12 protein-coding genes are annotated in these 15,541 nt (G+C 47.1%); 5 read left to right on the plus strand and 7 right to left on the minus strand.

Annotated features, from left to right (window positions below; genetic code table 11):
* Positions 1-9 precede the first annotated feature (9 nt).
* A complete protein-coding gene (locus L0U89_RS18130) occupies positions 10-468 on the minus strand; it encodes a hypothetical protein (protein ID WP_234862815.1) in 459 nt (152 codons plus the stop codon).
* Positions 469-708: 240 nt separating this feature from the next.
* On the minus strand, positions 709-2,265 hold the full coding sequence (locus L0U89_RS18135) for an AbgT family transporter (RefSeq protein WP_234862816.1): 1,557 nt from the start codon (positions 2,263-2,265) through the stop codon (positions 709-711).
* Positions 2,266-2,345: 80 nt separating this feature from the next.
* Here L0U89_RS18135 and L0U89_RS18140 point away from each other — a divergent pair, with 80 nt between their 5' ends.
* From L0U89_RS18140 to L0U89_RS18160, 5 genes are all read left to right on the plus strand, one after another.
* Complete coding sequence (locus L0U89_RS18140) at positions 2,346-3,302, plus strand: endonuclease/exonuclease/phosphatase family protein (RefSeq protein ID WP_234862817.1); 957 nt, start codon at positions 2,346-2,348, stop codon at positions 3,300-3,302.
* Positions 3,303-3,314: 12 nt separating this feature from the next.
* Positions 3,315-4,226, plus strand: a complete 912-nt coding sequence (locus L0U89_RS18145; protein WP_234862818.1) for an SMP-30/gluconolactonase/LRE family protein — start codon at positions 3,315-3,317, stop codon at positions 4,224-4,226.
* A gap of 281 nt (positions 4,227-4,507) precedes the next feature.
* Positions 4,508-6,313, plus strand: coding sequence for an FAD-dependent oxidoreductase (locus L0U89_RS18150; RefSeq protein ID WP_234862840.1), 1,806 nt, complete (start codon positions 4,508-4,510; stop codon positions 6,311-6,313).
* The gene (locus L0U89_RS18155) at positions 6,310-8,148 is read left to right on the plus strand and encodes a 2-oxoacid:acceptor oxidoreductase subunit alpha (protein WP_234862819.1); all 1,839 of its coding nucleotides are present in this window, start codon (positions 6,310-6,312) and stop codon (positions 8,146-8,148) included. The genes L0U89_RS18150 and L0U89_RS18155 overlap by 4 nt, the downstream gene beginning before the upstream one ends.
* Positions 8,123-9,175, plus strand: a complete 1,053-nt coding sequence (locus L0U89_RS18160) for a 2-oxoacid:ferredoxin oxidoreductase subunit beta (RefSeq protein WP_234862820.1) — start codon at positions 8,123-8,125, stop codon at positions 9,173-9,175. Before L0U89_RS18155 ends, L0U89_RS18160 begins: the two co-directional genes overlap by 26 nt.
* Positions 9,176-9,241: 66 nt before the next feature.
* On the opposite strand, the gene L0U89_RS18165 is transcribed toward L0U89_RS18160, so the two are convergent.
* The 5 genes from L0U89_RS18165 to L0U89_RS18185 all read right to left on the minus strand — a co-directional run bounded on the left by L0U89_RS18165 (position 9,242) and on the right by L0U89_RS18185 (position 15,291).
* Entirely contained in the window at positions 9,242-10,867 is a 1,626-nt protein-coding gene (locus tag L0U89_RS18165; RefSeq protein ID WP_234862821.1) for an FAD-binding oxidoreductase, read from the minus strand.
* Positions 10,868-10,947: 80 nt separating this feature from the next.
* Entirely contained in the window at positions 10,948-11,283 is a 336-nt protein-coding gene (locus L0U89_RS18170) for a Bor family protein (protein WP_234862822.1), read from the minus strand.
* A gap of 247 nt (positions 11,284-11,530) precedes the next feature.
* A complete protein-coding gene (locus L0U89_RS18175) occupies positions 11,531-12,688 on the minus strand; it encodes a hypothetical protein (RefSeq protein ID WP_234862823.1) in 1,158 nt (385 codons plus the stop codon).
* A gap of 144 nt (positions 12,689-12,832) precedes the next feature.
* Positions 12,833-13,462, minus strand: a complete 630-nt coding sequence (locus L0U89_RS18180) for a response regulator (protein ID WP_234862824.1) — start codon at positions 13,460-13,462, stop codon at positions 12,833-12,835.
* Between the two features lie 41 nt (positions 13,463-13,503).
* Positions 13,504-15,291, minus strand: a complete 1,788-nt coding sequence (locus L0U89_RS18185; RefSeq protein WP_234862825.1) for a tetratricopeptide repeat-containing sensor histidine kinase — start codon at positions 15,289-15,291, stop codon at positions 13,504-13,506.
* Positions 15,292-15,541: the final 250 nt, after the last annotated feature.

Consider the following 15,541-nt stretch of genomic DNA (forward strand, 5'->3'; position numbering starts at 1 on the left):
AAAAGCGAATCAAATACCTGCATCGTCCCATGGACTAAAGTTAAGGGATATACTTTTAAACATAAAAACAAAGCCAACAATCGACGCAACTCCTACCACTCCCCACACCACGTAATTTTTCTTCCAAACCTCCACTTTCTGAATTTCCTCCAGCGGGATCTTGATCAAATAGCGATCATTCAGCTTCAGGATATCACCAGTTACCGGTTCCTTCCAAACCAGCCCAATCAAAGTACCATTTTCGACCTTTTTGTAAAGGACATTATAATCCCGCTCTGCAGTTTTTGCGATTATCCGTTCATTCGCACCCATCTTCATGAACTCACTTTCTGGAAACTGCTCAAATTGAGGGCGCTCTTTTGTTTTTGGCGCAACGTCCATGACGTCTTTGTAAATCATACAACTTGTGGTCAAAAAGAGAAGCGCCATAAAAAGGGCCAGCGAACGTAAAAAAGGATTAATTCTCATCGGTCGTAGAGTTAAGGTTAAAAATCAAAAGCCATTTTCCTACATTTTTTTTGCTGGAAAAATGGACTTTACTGGCATTTGCCAATATCCCTAAATTACCGACTTACTTCGGCAGCTGAAAAACAGCCCGATACTCGTTTTGGCAATTTCCACCAAAATGCCAAAATAGATTGGCGAAAATCAATAAAATCCTCTGTTTTACGGAAATCTCGTCTTTTTCATACCTATTCGCATGGAAATTTACGGCTTCACCAACATATACTCATAGGTGCTCTGAAGGCCCAAAGGAATCCCCAAGGTCCAATACAAAAGCAGAAACAAGGTCCATGTCACCAACAGCATGATCGAATACGGAATCATGATCGACACCAAAGTGCCGATTCCCGTGGACTTGACATAGCGTTGGCAGAAAACTACGATCAATGGAAAATAGGGCAAAAGCGGTGTGATGATATTGGAAACAGAATCGCCGACACGGTAGGCCGCCTGCGTCAAATCCGGCGAAATTCCCAACTGCATCAGCATCGGGACGAAAATCGGACTGATCAATGCCCACTTGGCAGAAGCCGAACCCACGAGAAGGTTAACCAAGGAGGTCAGTATGACAATTCCGACAATAGTGATTTGCGCGGGAAGATTCATGGACTGGAGAAAATCCGCTCCCTTCAACGCTGTCAAAGCACCGATATTGGACTTTGAAAATGAATCGATGAAAAGTGCACAGAAAAAAGCCATCACGATGTAATAAGCCATACTACCCATGGACTTGCTCATGGAGGCAATCATGTCCTTCATCGTCTTGTAGGTACCACTAGTAAAGCCGAAAATCAAGCCAGGAATCCAAAAAATCACAAAAATCAGCGGAACGATGGACTTCATCAGCGGCGCATCCCTTGAGGTCAGTTCACCTACCGGATCCCGGAGCGCTGAGTCATTCGGATATGCCCAGAAAAACAAACCTGCCAAGCAAATGGCCATCACAGCGAACGCGACCCAAAATGCCTTTCCTTCCTTCTCGGTCAAAGATTCCATCTTGGGAACATCTTCAAGATTCGTATCAACCTGGATATTTTTGTTCAATCTGGGTTCGATCACACGATCCGTCAAAAACCAAACCACAGCAATTACGACTACACTCGAAAGCCCAGTGAAGAAAATATTGTTCAATGGATTCAATACGATCTCGGGATCGATGATCTGGGCTGCTGATTGGGTGAAGCTCTGGATCAAAGGATCAATACTTGAGGGAATGAAATTGGCACTAAAACCGCCCGAAACCCCTGCAAAAGCAGCAGCAATGCCAGCCAATGGATGCCTACCTGCAGCATAGAAAATCACGCCCCCAAGCGGAATCACCAGTACATAGCCCGCATCAGCCGCTGTATGGCTCACGATTGCCACCAGTACAAGAATCGGCGTGAGTAGCATTTTGGGAGTTACCCCCAACAAGAATTTCAAGCCCGCATTGATAAAACCCGAATGTTCAGCCACACCGACACCCAGCATCGCCAACAATACCACACCCAGCGGCGGGAAATTGATAAAAACCGAAGTCATATTGGCAAGAAAAGAAGCCAGGAAGGTCCCCGTCAACAAATTTTGAATCCGCAACTCCCCACCTGACCGTGGGTCTACCGCTCCAAAATCGATCGGAGCAAGTAATGCCGACAAAACCCAGGTGAGCAACATCAAAGAAAAAAACAACATAGCCGGATCGGGAAGCTTGTTGCCCGCTCTTTCGATAAAATCCAAGAATCTATCCAAAAAGGTACGGGGCTTTTGTTCGATTTTGCTCATAAAGGATTAAATTGGGTTCATCCAAAAATAACAAGCCTTCACTATTTTCAAGCATACCTTGCCTACTTTCTACGCTTTCGATGAATATTGACCCCGCCACCGCCCCAAAGGAGGTCAAAGACGACCTTATTGGACTCAAAGGATTTTTAGACCAAAGTCTTCCCGCCAAAAAATTGGACCAAAATGTCCTGATATGTGCATGGAACATCCGCATGTTTGGTGGTCTGACGATGAAATGGGAGTCAGAACCAAACGATTCCCCAAAGCGGGACATGCATTCCTTGCTGTGCATTGTCGAAATCCTGCGGAGATTTGACATCATCGCCGTACAAGAAGTCCGAGGAAAATTCAAATGCCTCCGGGAAGCAATGAGATTACTTGGGCCGAATTGGAGTTTCCTCATGACCGACGTGACCAAAGGAGACAAGGGCAACAATGAGCGACTCGCCTTTATTTTTGACAATAGAAAGGTGAAACTCTCAGGTCTTGCCTGTGAAATCGTCATTCCGGACGATGAATTGGAAAAAAACAAAGCGATCAATGCAGATGCCCTCCAACGCCAATTTGCCCGAACTCCCTATGCGGTGAGCTTTCAGGTCGCCAATCATACCTTTGTGCTTTTGACGCTGCATGTGTTGTTTGGAAAAAAATCTGCTGACCGTGTCGCCGAAATACAGGCCATCGCCGACTGGATCAAAGGCTGGGCAGAAGAAATGAATTCGTGGAATCACAGCATGATTACCTTAGGGGATTTCAACCTGGAGCGTGGACACGACCCGACGCTACAGGCATTTCTTTCGACGGGATTGCACATACCACCCGACTTGGACCCGCACGCGAGGACGATATTCAAAAAATCCACCACCTATTACGACCAGATTTCTTGGTTTAAAAATAACACTTCACTGCAATACAATGGCGGCGGAATTGTTGATTTTCGGGATAAGCTCCTCACAAACAGAACCCATACATTGCAGGAGCTATCCTTTCGGATTTCCGACCATTTCCCCCTTTGGGCTGAATTTCTCACACCTTAAAATAAACCCAGCATGAAAAAACACCAATTACTCCCGATTTGCCTTGCCGGCCTTTTGCTTGCTTCAGGATCCTTTGCCCAAATCGAAGACAAAACTTCCATCGTAGCCAAAGGCGCGAAAGTGGAAAAAGCGGCTGATGGCTTCAACTTTACGGAGGGTCCAGCAGTTGCCAAAAACGGTGACGTGTACTTCACCGACCAACCCAATGACCATATCCACAAGTGGTCGGCGAAAGACGGAAAGGTCAGCCTTTTCATGGAAAATACCAGCCGCTCAAACGGTACCTATTTCGATAAAAATGGTATGCTGATCTCCTGTGCTGATTTGGAAAACGAACTTTTGGCGATAGGTCCGGACGGAAAAACCGAGGTTTTGGTCACAGACTACCAAGGAAAAAAGCTGAACGGACCGAACGACGTTTGGATCGCTCCCAACGGCACGATGTACGTCACAGATCCACTTTATAAAAGGGCTTGGTGGAAACGCAGCCCAGAAATGCAGCAGGATGGCGAACATGTGTATATGCTTTCTGCCGATCGAAAGACATTTACAAGAGTCGCCGATGATTTAACCAAACCCAATGGCATCATAGGCACGCCTGACGGTAAAAAATTATATGTAGCCGATATCGGCGCAGGCAAGACCTATTCCTTTGACATCCTGTCCGACGGCAGCCTCGCCAACAAGCAGCTTTTTGCCGAACTCGGTTCAGATGGGATGACAATTGACACAAAAGGCAACATCTACCTCACCGGCAAAGGCGTGACCGTATTCAATCCGAAGGGAGAGCAAATCGCCCAAATCCCCATTGAAGAACGATGGACAGCCAATGTGGTGTTTGGCGGCAAGGACCGAAAAACGCTCTTTATCACCGCGATGGGTTCTGTCTACACTTTGAAAATGAAGGTGAAGGGAGCTTATTGATTTGGCTATTCCTTTACTCCCCAAGGATCCGAAATCCTTGGGGAGTTTCCTATACAATCGGAAACCTATTGGCGTCAGTAGAACTGTTTAGCTGAAAAGCATTCTGTCTTTTTTTCAAACATATTCACACCCAAAAGCAAGATCATTCTGTACAAAACGTAATTTTCCATATAAACAGATATTTTTCATCTGATTGGTCTTTATTGAATTTTGAAATTTAGTAGATTTAAAAAACGTTGCATCCGATATAGTTCGGGTGGATTTTGCCCAAAACAACCATGATGAAACCTACGAATACCAAAGATCCCGAGTATTACCACAAAGTGGTGGATTGCCAATACGCTTGTCCCGCCCATACGCCAGTTCCCGAATACATCCGCCTCATTGCAGCCGAAAAATACACCGAGGCCTATATGGTCAACTGGGAATCAAACGTGTTTCCAGGAGTCCTTGGCCGAACTTGTGACCGGCCTTGCGAGCCGGCTTGCCGTCGGGTGCGTGTTGAAGAAGAGCCGGTAGCAATTTGTCGCTTGAAAAGAGTCGCCGCAGACAACAAAGGCGACGTGAAGAATTACATGCCACAAGGCCCATTCCAACCAAATGGCAAGAAAGTCGCTTTGATTGGCGGCGGTCCTGCATCCCTGACTGTAGCGAGGGATTTGGCACCCTTGGGCTACGAAGTCCATCTATTTGACGAACAACCGGCAGGCGGTGGCATGATGCGCAGCCAAATTCCATCCTTCAGGCTACCCGAGGAGGTATTGAATGAGGAGGTGAATTACATTTTGGATCTCGGCATCCACACGCAATTCCTCACCTATGTAAACAGCCTCAAAGACGTCCTGGAGGGCGGATATGATGCGGTTTTTGTCGGAACCGGCGCTCCAAAGGGTAGGGATTTGCCAAAACTGCCTGGCAGAAAAGAAGGGGATAAATTCATCCATATCGGCATAGAATGGCTGGCCAATGTGGCTTTCGACCATATCAAGTCCATTTCCAAAAAAGTCATTGTTTTGGGTGGAGGAAATACCGCCATGGACTGCTGCCGAACATCCCGGCGATTGGGCGGAAAGGACGTCAAAGTCGTTGTCAGAAGCCCATTCGATGAAATGAAAGCCTCTCCATGGGAAAAGGAGGATGCATTGCACGAAGATATCCAAATCATCGACAACCATGTACCGCTCAGTTTTGAAGTGGAGGATGGGAAATTGATCGGCATGAAATTCCAGAAAGTCCGACCTGTATATGACGAAAACGGGAAAAGGCAATTATTACCGACGGATGAACCGGAAGTCTTTATCGAAGCAGATGAGGTATTGATCGCGATCGGTCAGGAGAATAGTTTCCCGTGGATTGACCGGAACATCGGGCTGGATTTTGACCAATGGGGCATGCCTGTAGTCAATGAGAAGACATTCCAATCTACATTGCCAAAGGTCTTCTTTGGCGGGGACGCAGCTTTTGGACCCAAAAACGTCATCACCGCGGTGGCGCAGGGACACCAGGCGGCGGTGTCGATTCACCTTTTCTGCGAAGGAAAAGACCTACTCGACCGTCCATCTCCCTACACGAATCTCATCAGCCAAAAAATGGGAATCCACGAGTGGAGCTACGACAGCGCCGTGACTATTGACCAGCGATACATCGTGCCACAGGCCAAAAAGTCCGTTACGCTCAAGGACAGGAAGAAAGAGGTGGAATTGGGATTCGATGTTCCCACAGCCTACAAAGAAACCCAGCGTTGCCTAAATTGTGACGTGCAGACGGTGTTTACAGCCGACCGATGTATAGAATGTGATGCTTGCATGGACGTTTGCCCTACCTCTTGCATCACGTTTACGGCAAATGCTGAAGAACCCGAACTTCGTCAAAATCTCCTTGTACCCGCCGAAAACCTCAGCCAAGACCTATTGGTATCCAAGGAACTTAAAACGGGACGGGTGATGGTCAAGGACGAGGACGTCTGCTTGCACTGTGGCCTTTGTGCCGAAAGGTGTCCAACCTCCGCTTGGGATATGCAGAAGTATTTCTACTCGGTCACCAAAGCCTACCAAATGCCCTCACCCCTACCAGCCATCCAAAAATGAAGAACAGCGTCAACGATCTTATAGTCCGTTTTGCAAATGTCAACGGAACGGGCTCTGCCAGTGCAAATTACCTTTTTGCAAAATCCATCTTTCGGATGGGCATACCAGTTACTCCAAAAAACATTTTCCCCTCCAATATCCAAGGTCTTCCAACCTGGTATGAAGTACGGGTGAGCGAAAAAGGTTACCTGGGGCGTCGTGAAGGTGTGGATCTAATGGTCAGCGTCAATCCCCAAAGTATGGCACAAGATGTGAAAAACGTCAAATCAGGAGGTTACTTTATCTATGACAGCACCAAGCGACTTGCACCGCCACTTTTCCGGGAAGATGTAAATTACCTCGGCATTCCCATGATGGAAATGGCCAACGAGGCATTTTCCGATCCCAGAAAACGGCAATTGCTTAAAAACATCATCTACGTCGGTGCCCTTTCACGATTGCTTCAAATCGATATGTCCGAGCTGGAAAAGCTCATCGCTGAGCAATTCGACGGAAAAGCGCAATTGGTTGAGGCCAATATGGAGGCGCTTCGCTTGGGAAGAACTTATGTAGAGGAGAATTTCACCTATCCCCTGCCGTTTTTTCTTGAGAAACGCGACCTGATAAAAGATAAAATCCTTGTCGATGGCAATACCGCTTGCGGCCTCGGGGCAGTATTCGGGGGAGCAACGGTGATGGCCTGGTATCCGATCACACCTTCTACCTCGGTGGCAGAGGCGTTTGAGGATTATTGTAAAGTTTATCGCATTGACCCCGATACGGGAACCCACAAATATGCAATCGTGCAGGCTGAGGACGAGTTGGCAGCAATGGGAATGGTCATTGGGGCCAATTGGAACGGAGCACGTGGTTTCACGGCAACAAGTGGACCGGGAGTCTCATTGATGAATGAGTTTTTGGGCCTCGCATATTTTGCCGAGGTTCCCGCCGTCCTGATTGATGTGCAGCGTGCGGGGCCGAGCACCGGTATGCCAACACGAACCCAACAGTCGGATTTGCTATTGGCGGCATATGCGTCCCACGGAGACACCAAGCATGTGCTTTTGCTACCATCCACGCCTAAGGAGTGCTTTGATATGACCGCTCAAAGCTTTGACTTGGCCGAAAGGCTCCAAACACCCATCATGGTGATGACCGATTTGGATCTGGGCATGAACGACCATGTGTCGGAACCGTTTCATTGGGATGAAAACAAGAAGTACGATCGTGGTAAAGTACTCTCCGCGGAGGAATTGGAACACATCGGCAAATTTGGTCGATACCTGGACGTAGACGGAGATGGCATTCCCTATCGCACCTATCCGGGTACCCACCCGACCAAGGGTTCGTTCTTCACAAGAGGTACCTCCCGCGATGAATACGCGGCCTATACCGAAGATGGCGCGGCCTACAAACGCAACATGGATCGGCTTTTGGTCAAATGGGAAACAGCCAAGAAAATTGTGCCTGCAGCCCAGTTGTACCAAGAAAACCAGCAATCCGAGCTCGGCATGCTATTCTTCGGCACATCCCAATTTTCCGCAGAGGAAGCCAAAGACCTGCTCCAAGAAGAAGGAATAACACTTGATGCAATCCGGATCAAGGCATTCCCCTTTGGAAAGGAAGTCGTGGACTTTGTCCAAAGCCACCGCGTCATCTTTGTCATAGAACAAAACCGGGATGGCCAAATGCGTAAGATGATGATCAATGAATTGGAAACCAATCCGTCCACATTGATACCGATTCTCAACTATGATGGCATGCCCATCACGGCTGACGCGATCAAAAACCAAATCAAAAAACACCTTCACCAAGCCTCCAACCTGCACCATGAGCTATCTGAAACCACTGTTTAGACACCCGAAACTCCCAAAAAACAAACTGGGCTACACGCTCAAGGAATACGAGGGTTCGCTCTCCACACTTTGTGCCGGCTGCGGCCATGACAGCATATCGGCGGCAATTGTCCAAGCCTGTTTTGAGCTTTCCATCGAACCGCACAAAGTCGCCAAAATCTCGGGAATTGGATGTTCCTCAAAAACCCCGACCTATTTTCTCGGCAATTCGCACGGCTTCAACTCCGTGCACGGGAGAATGCCATCCGTAGCGACCGGTGCCAACATGGCCAACAAAGACATGGTGTATTTCGGGGTATCGGGTGATGGTGATTCTGCTTCCATTGGTATGGGACAATTGGTCCATGTGATCCGGCGTAATCTCAACATGGTGTACATTGTGATGAACAATGGCTGCTATGGCCTGACAAAAGGGCAAGACTCCGCCACCGCCGACCAGGGTTCCAAAAGCAAAGCAGGCAGTATCAATCCATTTCAAGCAATCGACTTGGCGAGTTTGGCAATAGAACTGGGCGCATCCTTCGTTGCCCAAAGCTTCAGCGGTGACAAGCTTCAGTTGGTACCCTTGATCAAAGCCGCACTCCATCACAAAGGTTTTGCATTCCTCAACGTGATTTCGCCCTGCGTGACGTTCAACAACAACCCCGGCTCTACCAAATCATACGACTACGTCCGTGAACATATCGAAGCAACATCCAGCTTGGACTTTGTCCCGGAAATGCCTGAAATCAAAACCAAATACGATGAGGGCAAATCTACCCGCGTAGCCATGCATGATGGCACCTTGATCCAACTCAACAAGCTGGCAAACGATTGGGACCCGGAGGATCGCATTTCAGCAGTGAACGCACTCCAACAGGCAAGGTCAAAGAATGAAATCCTGACCGGACTACTCTATGTCAATACGGAGTGGAACGACCTCCACGGCACGCTCAATACCCATCAAACACCATTGAATAAATTGAAGGAAGAAGACCTTTGCCCTGGCGATGAAGCGTTGAAGGAGATAAATGATGGATTTAGGTAACGAGATTTGAGACACAGGATTTGAGATACATCGTTTTCACCTGAATTCGATCGGTTCAATCAGTTTTCAGGGAAAAGGCACATAAGTATCCAACCCACATTGCTGCATAAACTCATTGTTGAAAAGCTGCTGCACCTCCCGGGCCATAACCCGGGAGCGTTGTTTTTTCCAGGCTTCGATTCTTTCGGGACCATACATGTAATTGACCCTGTCCTTGTCCAGAAGTCGATTGACTTTCCCCCAATGTACGGTGTATGGAATTCCCTCCTGTTGCATTTGATCCAACAACAACTTGAAAAACTGATGGTTGATCGCCGCGTCCACACCATCCAATTCCATCACGACTGATTCCGGAAAGCGGGTAAAGGCCAACGTAGATCGACATCCCTTGACAAAACGAAAAGCCAACACGCCCGCCAACTTGATGTCTTTGTTGATTTCCAAGCAGATTTCAATGGTGCGCACGATATCCTTTCGATCCAAACAAACCCCGGCACTAAAAAGCTGTCCGCGAAAACGCGTATTCTTAAAGGTCTCAGCGATAGTGCCTGTCTGATCCTCAGGCCTGCTGTAGGCCAAATTGAATAGGGAATTGACAAGTTGAGGCACAAGCAATCTATTCAAAAAACCCGCATAGGCCTTGATGCGATCCAAAATAGACTGCATAATACCAAGCGTCTCGTCCCCATAGGTATACCCTTCCGTCACCGTATCGATCGGCGTATAGTCATCCCTGTACTTGACTTTGAACATGGTCCGCATATAGGCCCCCTTGTCGGGATTGTGAAACTCAAAGTCATGGGGATTGATGGCCAATTCGAAATGGTAAAGGTGATGATCCGGATCATTCCAAGGGTATTTGAGTCGATAATTGATCTTGGAAAAATCACTGGCTGTCACTGCATCCATCATGTCTTGGTCAAAAGGCACCCGATTGAGCTTCTGCTCCAGGAGAAATTTGTCCTCCACCTCGACCAACACACCGTGGATGATGCTAAAACTCCCAAAACTCACCAAAATGGCATTGAACAGGTCATCATCAAGGATAGCCTGCGTCTTCAGTTTCTGGTGAAAAGCTTCGGAGGCAACTTTCCTACTGGCTCTTTCCACATAAAAATGCCTGTCTGGCCCGGTAATCACGTGCATACCTACAACCATTTCAGGCAATGCTCCTTTGAACACAGCCGCCCCATGGGTTCCGGTAGAAAACGCACCGACGATGGTTTGTCCATTACTACCGCCGCTGACCATCAAGGATTTGGGCGGATTGCTCTGCTTTTCAAGATATTCATTGATGTTGATGATGGTATTGCCGCACTGGAGAAACCGAAAATTGTCCGGTCTTCCGCCTTTTGCCAGAAAATCAGGGTCAAAATTATCAGGACCCAAGGCAAACTTGTGCCGAAGTCGTTTGGTGTTGATGATCGAATCCTCGCTTACCGCAACCTTGCTAAATGACCAACCGCTACCCATTGCCCTTAGATTCATGCTTTTCTCAAGCGCCTGTTGGATGATCCATTGAAAATTTTCCGTGCATTTGTTGTACTGCGAAAGTTGGTTCAAGGCCTGCCAACTTGGGTCATCCAGAAACATGTCAAACGACTGGTCTTCATCGAGCGGTTGGGTAAAATTCTCATGTGCATTGGTAAAATCCTTGATTTTCCAGGGCTTGATTCCAGCGGGATAGGTCATTTTGAGGGGAGGGGTTAAAAATCAACTTGAAATGAACGATGTTTGGAAAGTCTTTAATTGTCTTTGGTCTTGACCAGGTTTCAGGGTTCTATCTCACCGGGCTTTGGCTCCGTGGCACAACAATAATACTCCATCGTCTGGGGAAGAACGATTCCCAAAGTAATCGCGGATAGAAATACCTGTCCAAAATTCGTCTTTACCTTGACTTGGCACATGGACTTGCAATCGGGTCCCGTGACCACGTCCAACGGCTGCTGTAATCCCCAGAAATAGGATACCCTTGTGACTTTTACTGGAACGGGGTTATCTGAATCATACTTGGAAATCACCCGCAGATTAGCACAGGAACTAAGCGCGAAAACAAGGTTGATGGCGACCATCAAATACCTGATCGTTTGAATCGATTTCATTTTCATACATACCAAAATTTGACCCATAATCTTCAAAAAATCTCTTAACTATCTAAATTTCAGGATAATTTATGGAAAAAATTAAAGTATTCGAAGCTTTTTTTCAAATCGAGGTTGCAAGATATAATGTCAAGTCAATCACAAAAGTGAATTCCCGATCAGTCCAGGGCAAATCCACCCCAAGTTTAAGTGTCGATGAAAAAAAAAACGGCCCGCGTTTACGGGCCGTCTTTCTCTGTGTTTCCGTGAAAAATCAGGGATCAATAATGATGGTCGCGAGTTGGCCAGTACTGGTTCCACAATTGGTACGCATAATCAATTGGTATGAACACCCAATCTTCATAGTTGACAGCGGAATTGTGACAACTGTTTCCTCAGGACCGATAGGGACGGGTGAAATGGAAGTAGTTGTACAAGTTGATCCGACGGCCAAGAACCTCGCTTCTGAAAACCAGTTAACATTCATGCCTTTTATCCGAATTTCCGGGTTTCCTGCCTTCGACCATGAAAACCGCTGGGAAGGAACAGACTGCACGGTGATTTCCGGAACAGAAGCTACTGGGTAGCTGAATGGCTCCGACTTGATCGAGGTATTATCTATAGATACCACAAAATCCTCTTTACGCGCAAATCTCCCGGAAAGAATTGGATCAGGAGTACATTCTCCAGAAGCCAGAGAAGCTGGAAGCCTGAACTTAAAAGCACCGGAACATGTCGCCAAAGATTGCTCATATACCTCTAGCGGAACCGACTCTGACAAGATGCTCAATTTCAATTTTTTGTCTATCCCGGCATCATCCGCGTACAGCCCTAATCCCCCCAAACTCAGAATATTGTCCTGATCCTTACCTGGAATCACACCTGCGCCTTTGAAGCCTGAATTGGGCACACATATCTCCCTTATGAACGGCAATCCGATCAATTTCAAAGGCTGAGAAACTGCAGTACTTTTTCCGACTGTAACCGAGACCCTAGGTGTAATCGCTCCACATGGCCGTTTTCCATCATTTTGCGCGGCAGTTTTGTAGGGAATCTTGATCTTAAGGGACGTCGCTGTTGCTGTGACAATCGTCGCTTTTCTCCATCCCAAAGAATCAGTAGGACTCTCTCCCAAGCAAGTTCCCAAAGCGGCTACTTCTTGTTTGATCCAAACAAAATTGTCCTCCACTTTAGTACTGAATCCAGATCCGCTTATGGTAAGTTCCTCTCCCCAGAAAACATACTCAGGTGAGGTACCCGTGATTTCAACTTTTGCCGCAACCGGCGGGTTGTTGGGATTATTGTTGTTGGGATTATTTGGGTCTTGTTCCTCGGCACAAGCGAACAACAAAGACCCCACCAACAGTGAGAAGGCTAGATGCCAGAAACTCTTGACCGTTTTACGATTTTTTAAATGATTAACAGTATCCATAGCGCGTGTGTTGAAAAATGAGGATTGATACAAAAGAAAAGGACTTTTCGATCGGCTTCTAAAACCAAAAATCGAATGCTCCTTTTTATTTGCTAAGTTGCCTGGATCGACACCCCGAAACAATACCCTAAAAGGGTGATTTTTTTATACCAGTTTTTCCTGAAAAGCCTTGCTGACGGCTTCCACTTGTGAGTGGACATGGAGTTTTTCGTAGATTTTCTTGATGTGGGTACGGACAGTTTCCAGGCTAATTCCCAAATCACCAGCGATCATCTTGAAGCTGTTGCCCAAAGCAAGGGAACGAAGAATCTCTTTTTCCCGGTCGGAAAGGTTGTATCCTTGGGTAGCTCTCGCATTGCGCATATTTTCAATGACCAAGCGTGCAATAGATGGGCTCATGGGTGCACCGCCGGATAGCACATCCTCAATGGCGGAAATCAACCGATCCGAAGCGTGGCGCTTCAAAAGGTACCCGTTTGCCCCAGCCTGTAGGGCTTCGAAAACATGTCCTTGGTCATCAAATACGGTCAACATGATAATCTGACAGCGCTGATTGAGGGTACGTATCGCCTTGACGGCTTCCACGCCACTGCCGCCCGGCATTTCAATATCCATCAAAACCAAATCCGGATTCAAATCCCTTACTTTCTCTTGTGCCAAAAGTCCACTGGAGAAACTGCCCACTACCTCAAACTCATCCCTGAGCATCAGTAGGTGCGATATGCCCTCCCTCAGAAAGTCATTATCCTCAAAAATGATGATTTTGGTCTTCATGGAATCATGAGTAGATTTTGAAGGTAGCGTTCTTTCTTGATTCAACCAATACCCCAATGGGGGGAGGGTACTTTCAGCCTGATGTGGGTCCCTTGCCCGATTAGACTCTCAAAAGTCAAGGTTCCCTTGATTTGTGCGGCACGTCCCTGCATGTTTTTCAATCCATTACCTCGGTGTTGCTCATCCTCCACAGAAAATCCCTTTCCATTGTCCGAAACAAACAGGAACAGGTCTCCATCTTGAATCGTGATCTTGGCTGTGATTTCGGTTGCCTTGCTGTATTTGGAGGCGTTGTTGAGGGATTCCTTGAAAATCAAGTAAAGGTTTTTCCTGACCACCGGACTGATTTTTGCCTTGAGGTCCAAGGATTCGGCATCAAACTGGAAATTGATCCCCAAAGGCTCAAGCATCTCAGAAGCAAAATCCTTCATCTTGAAGACCATCATGTCCAGACTGTCGTTTGCGGGATTGATCGACCATACGATATGGGACATGTTGTCCAAAATAGCCTTTGAGTTTTGCTGGATTTTCTCCAGTTGTTTGACAACAAAATCCTTCTCCTCCATCTTCATCAAGGCAATGCGGCTGTTGATGCTGATACTCGACAAGGTTGAGCCTATATCATCATGAAGGTCTTTTGAAAGCTGGTTGCGCAAAGTTTGCTCTTGGAGTTTTTGCTTCAACTGGGCCCGATTAAAGATCAAATAACCAAACCCAACCAATACCGGAATCAGGGCCAACAGAAAATATTGTAGCTGCCGCTGCCGCCGGGACTTGATCGCTTCCAGCTCCATGTTGGATCTCAACAGCGCGATTTCCTGCTCTTTTTTCTCATTTTCATATTGGGCCGTCAACTCGGACATCTTTTGAATCTGCATGTTTTGGGCCAGTGTGTCTTTGAGTTGCAGTGTCAATTGCAATTGGTCCGTTGCCTTTTTCCACTGTTGGGTTTGCTGATAGAGTTGGGAAAGCTCACTGGAAGCATCGAACTGGTAGTTCCGCAGACCAAGGCTGTCAGATAGATGGTAGGACCTCAGCAAAAATTCCTCTGCCTTTCCAAAATCACCCAACGAACCATAGGCTTTTCCCACGACCATCGCCTCATAGGCCACATCTGCCATGTTTCCCAACTTCACAAACAAGGCGTATGCTTTTTCATATTCCGCAAGGGAAGCCCGCACTTGCCCTTTCATGAAATAAGTCTCTCCCAAATGCTCCCTCACCATGGCCATTTGGTAGAGGTTCTCCTCTTGTTCTAGCAGCCTTAAGCAGCGGTTGAGGACCGACAGGCTGCTGTCAGGAAGATCCATTTTTCGCAACAAAATACTCAGGCTGATCGCCGTATTGATGCTCCTTCTCGTGTCCTTTTGTTCTTCGAAGCCTTTGATCGCGGCTTGGAAATTTTCCACCGACTTGGCATATTCCCCCTTTTCCCGGTACAGGATGGCGAGCAAACGTTTGGTATCGGTCAGCAGCGGGATATTTCCCAATTGCTCGGAGAGGCGTTCCGCTTCCAAAGCAGACGCCAATGCCTCCGCAAACCGCGACTGCTTACTGTACACCTCCGACAAATTGATCGCTACGCGCGCCAAATCAAATTCGAGCTTTTCTTGGGTGAAAATGTTTTTGGCATGCAAAAGGTAAAAAACCGCGGAATCCAAATTCCCTTTGTGCATCCAGGTCCAACCCAGTGCATTTGCGGCATTTGCCTCGCCTCGCAGAAAGTCACTTTCCCGAGACAATTCAAATGCTTGTCTACCTAATGACAGTGCAGAATCGGAGGCGTGGGAAGCCAGTGCAAAAGCCTTTGAGCCCATCTCCAACGTCAAGCTGTCCCGGGATTGACCTCGGGCCGAAAACCCAAAGAAAAAAACTCCGCAAAAAAAGATACTGTGTATCGCAAATCTCATTGGAAACCAGAAAACAATATATCTAATAACGGTGATTCATTTACCAACTGACCTGATGGAGCGGGTTGAGATACATCTATCAAGTAGCTGACAAAAAGGTAATAAAATCCCTTGAATCTTCCTTCACCGCTCAAAAATGAAATTTTTTAAGAAAGCATCCGCCCCCCAA

This window comes from Mariniradius sediminis (assembly GCF_021491425.1).
GTDB lineage: Bacteria > Bacteroidota > Bacteroidia > Cytophagales > Cyclobacteriaceae > Mariniradius > Mariniradius saccharolyticus.

Coding starts and splice junctions, on each gene's coding strand:
- L0U89_RS18145 (WP_234862818.1), top strand. CDS start 3,315: ATGAAAAAACACCAATTACTCCCGATTTGCCTTGCCGGCCTTTTGCTT.
- L0U89_RS18160 (WP_234862820.1), top strand. CDS start 8,123: ATGAGCTATCTGAAACCACTGTTTAGACACCCGAAACTCCCAAAAAAC.
- L0U89_RS18140 (WP_234862817.1), top strand. CDS start 2,346: ATGAATATTGACCCCGCCACCGCCCCAAAGGAGGTCAAAGACGACCTT.
- L0U89_RS18165 (WP_234862821.1), bottom strand. CDS start 10,867: ATGACCTATCCCGCTGGAATCAAGCCCTGGAAAATCAAGGATTTTACC.
- L0U89_RS18155 (WP_234862819.1), top strand. CDS start 6,310: ATGAAGAACAGCGTCAACGATCTTATAGTCCGTTTTGCAAATGTCAAC.
- L0U89_RS18180 (WP_234862824.1), bottom strand. CDS start 13,462: ATGAAGACCAAAATCATCATTTTTGAGGATAATGACTTTCTGAGGGAG.
- L0U89_RS18170 (WP_234862822.1), bottom strand. CDS start 11,283: ATGAAAATGAAATCGATTCAAACGATCAGGTATTTGATGGTCGCCATC.
- L0U89_RS18135 (WP_234862816.1), bottom strand. CDS start 2,265: ATGAGCAAAATCGAACAAAAGCCCCGTACCTTTTTGGATAGATTCTTG.
- L0U89_RS18130 (WP_234862815.1), bottom strand. CDS start 468: ATGAGAATTAATCCTTTTTTACGTTCGCTGGCCCTTTTTATGGCGCTT.
- L0U89_RS18150 (WP_234862840.1), top strand. CDS start 4,508: ATGAAACCTACGAATACCAAAGATCCCGAGTATTACCACAAAGTGGTG.
- L0U89_RS18175 (WP_234862823.1), bottom strand. CDS start 12,688: ATGGATACTGTTAATCATTTAAAAAATCGTAAAACGGTCAAGAGTTTC.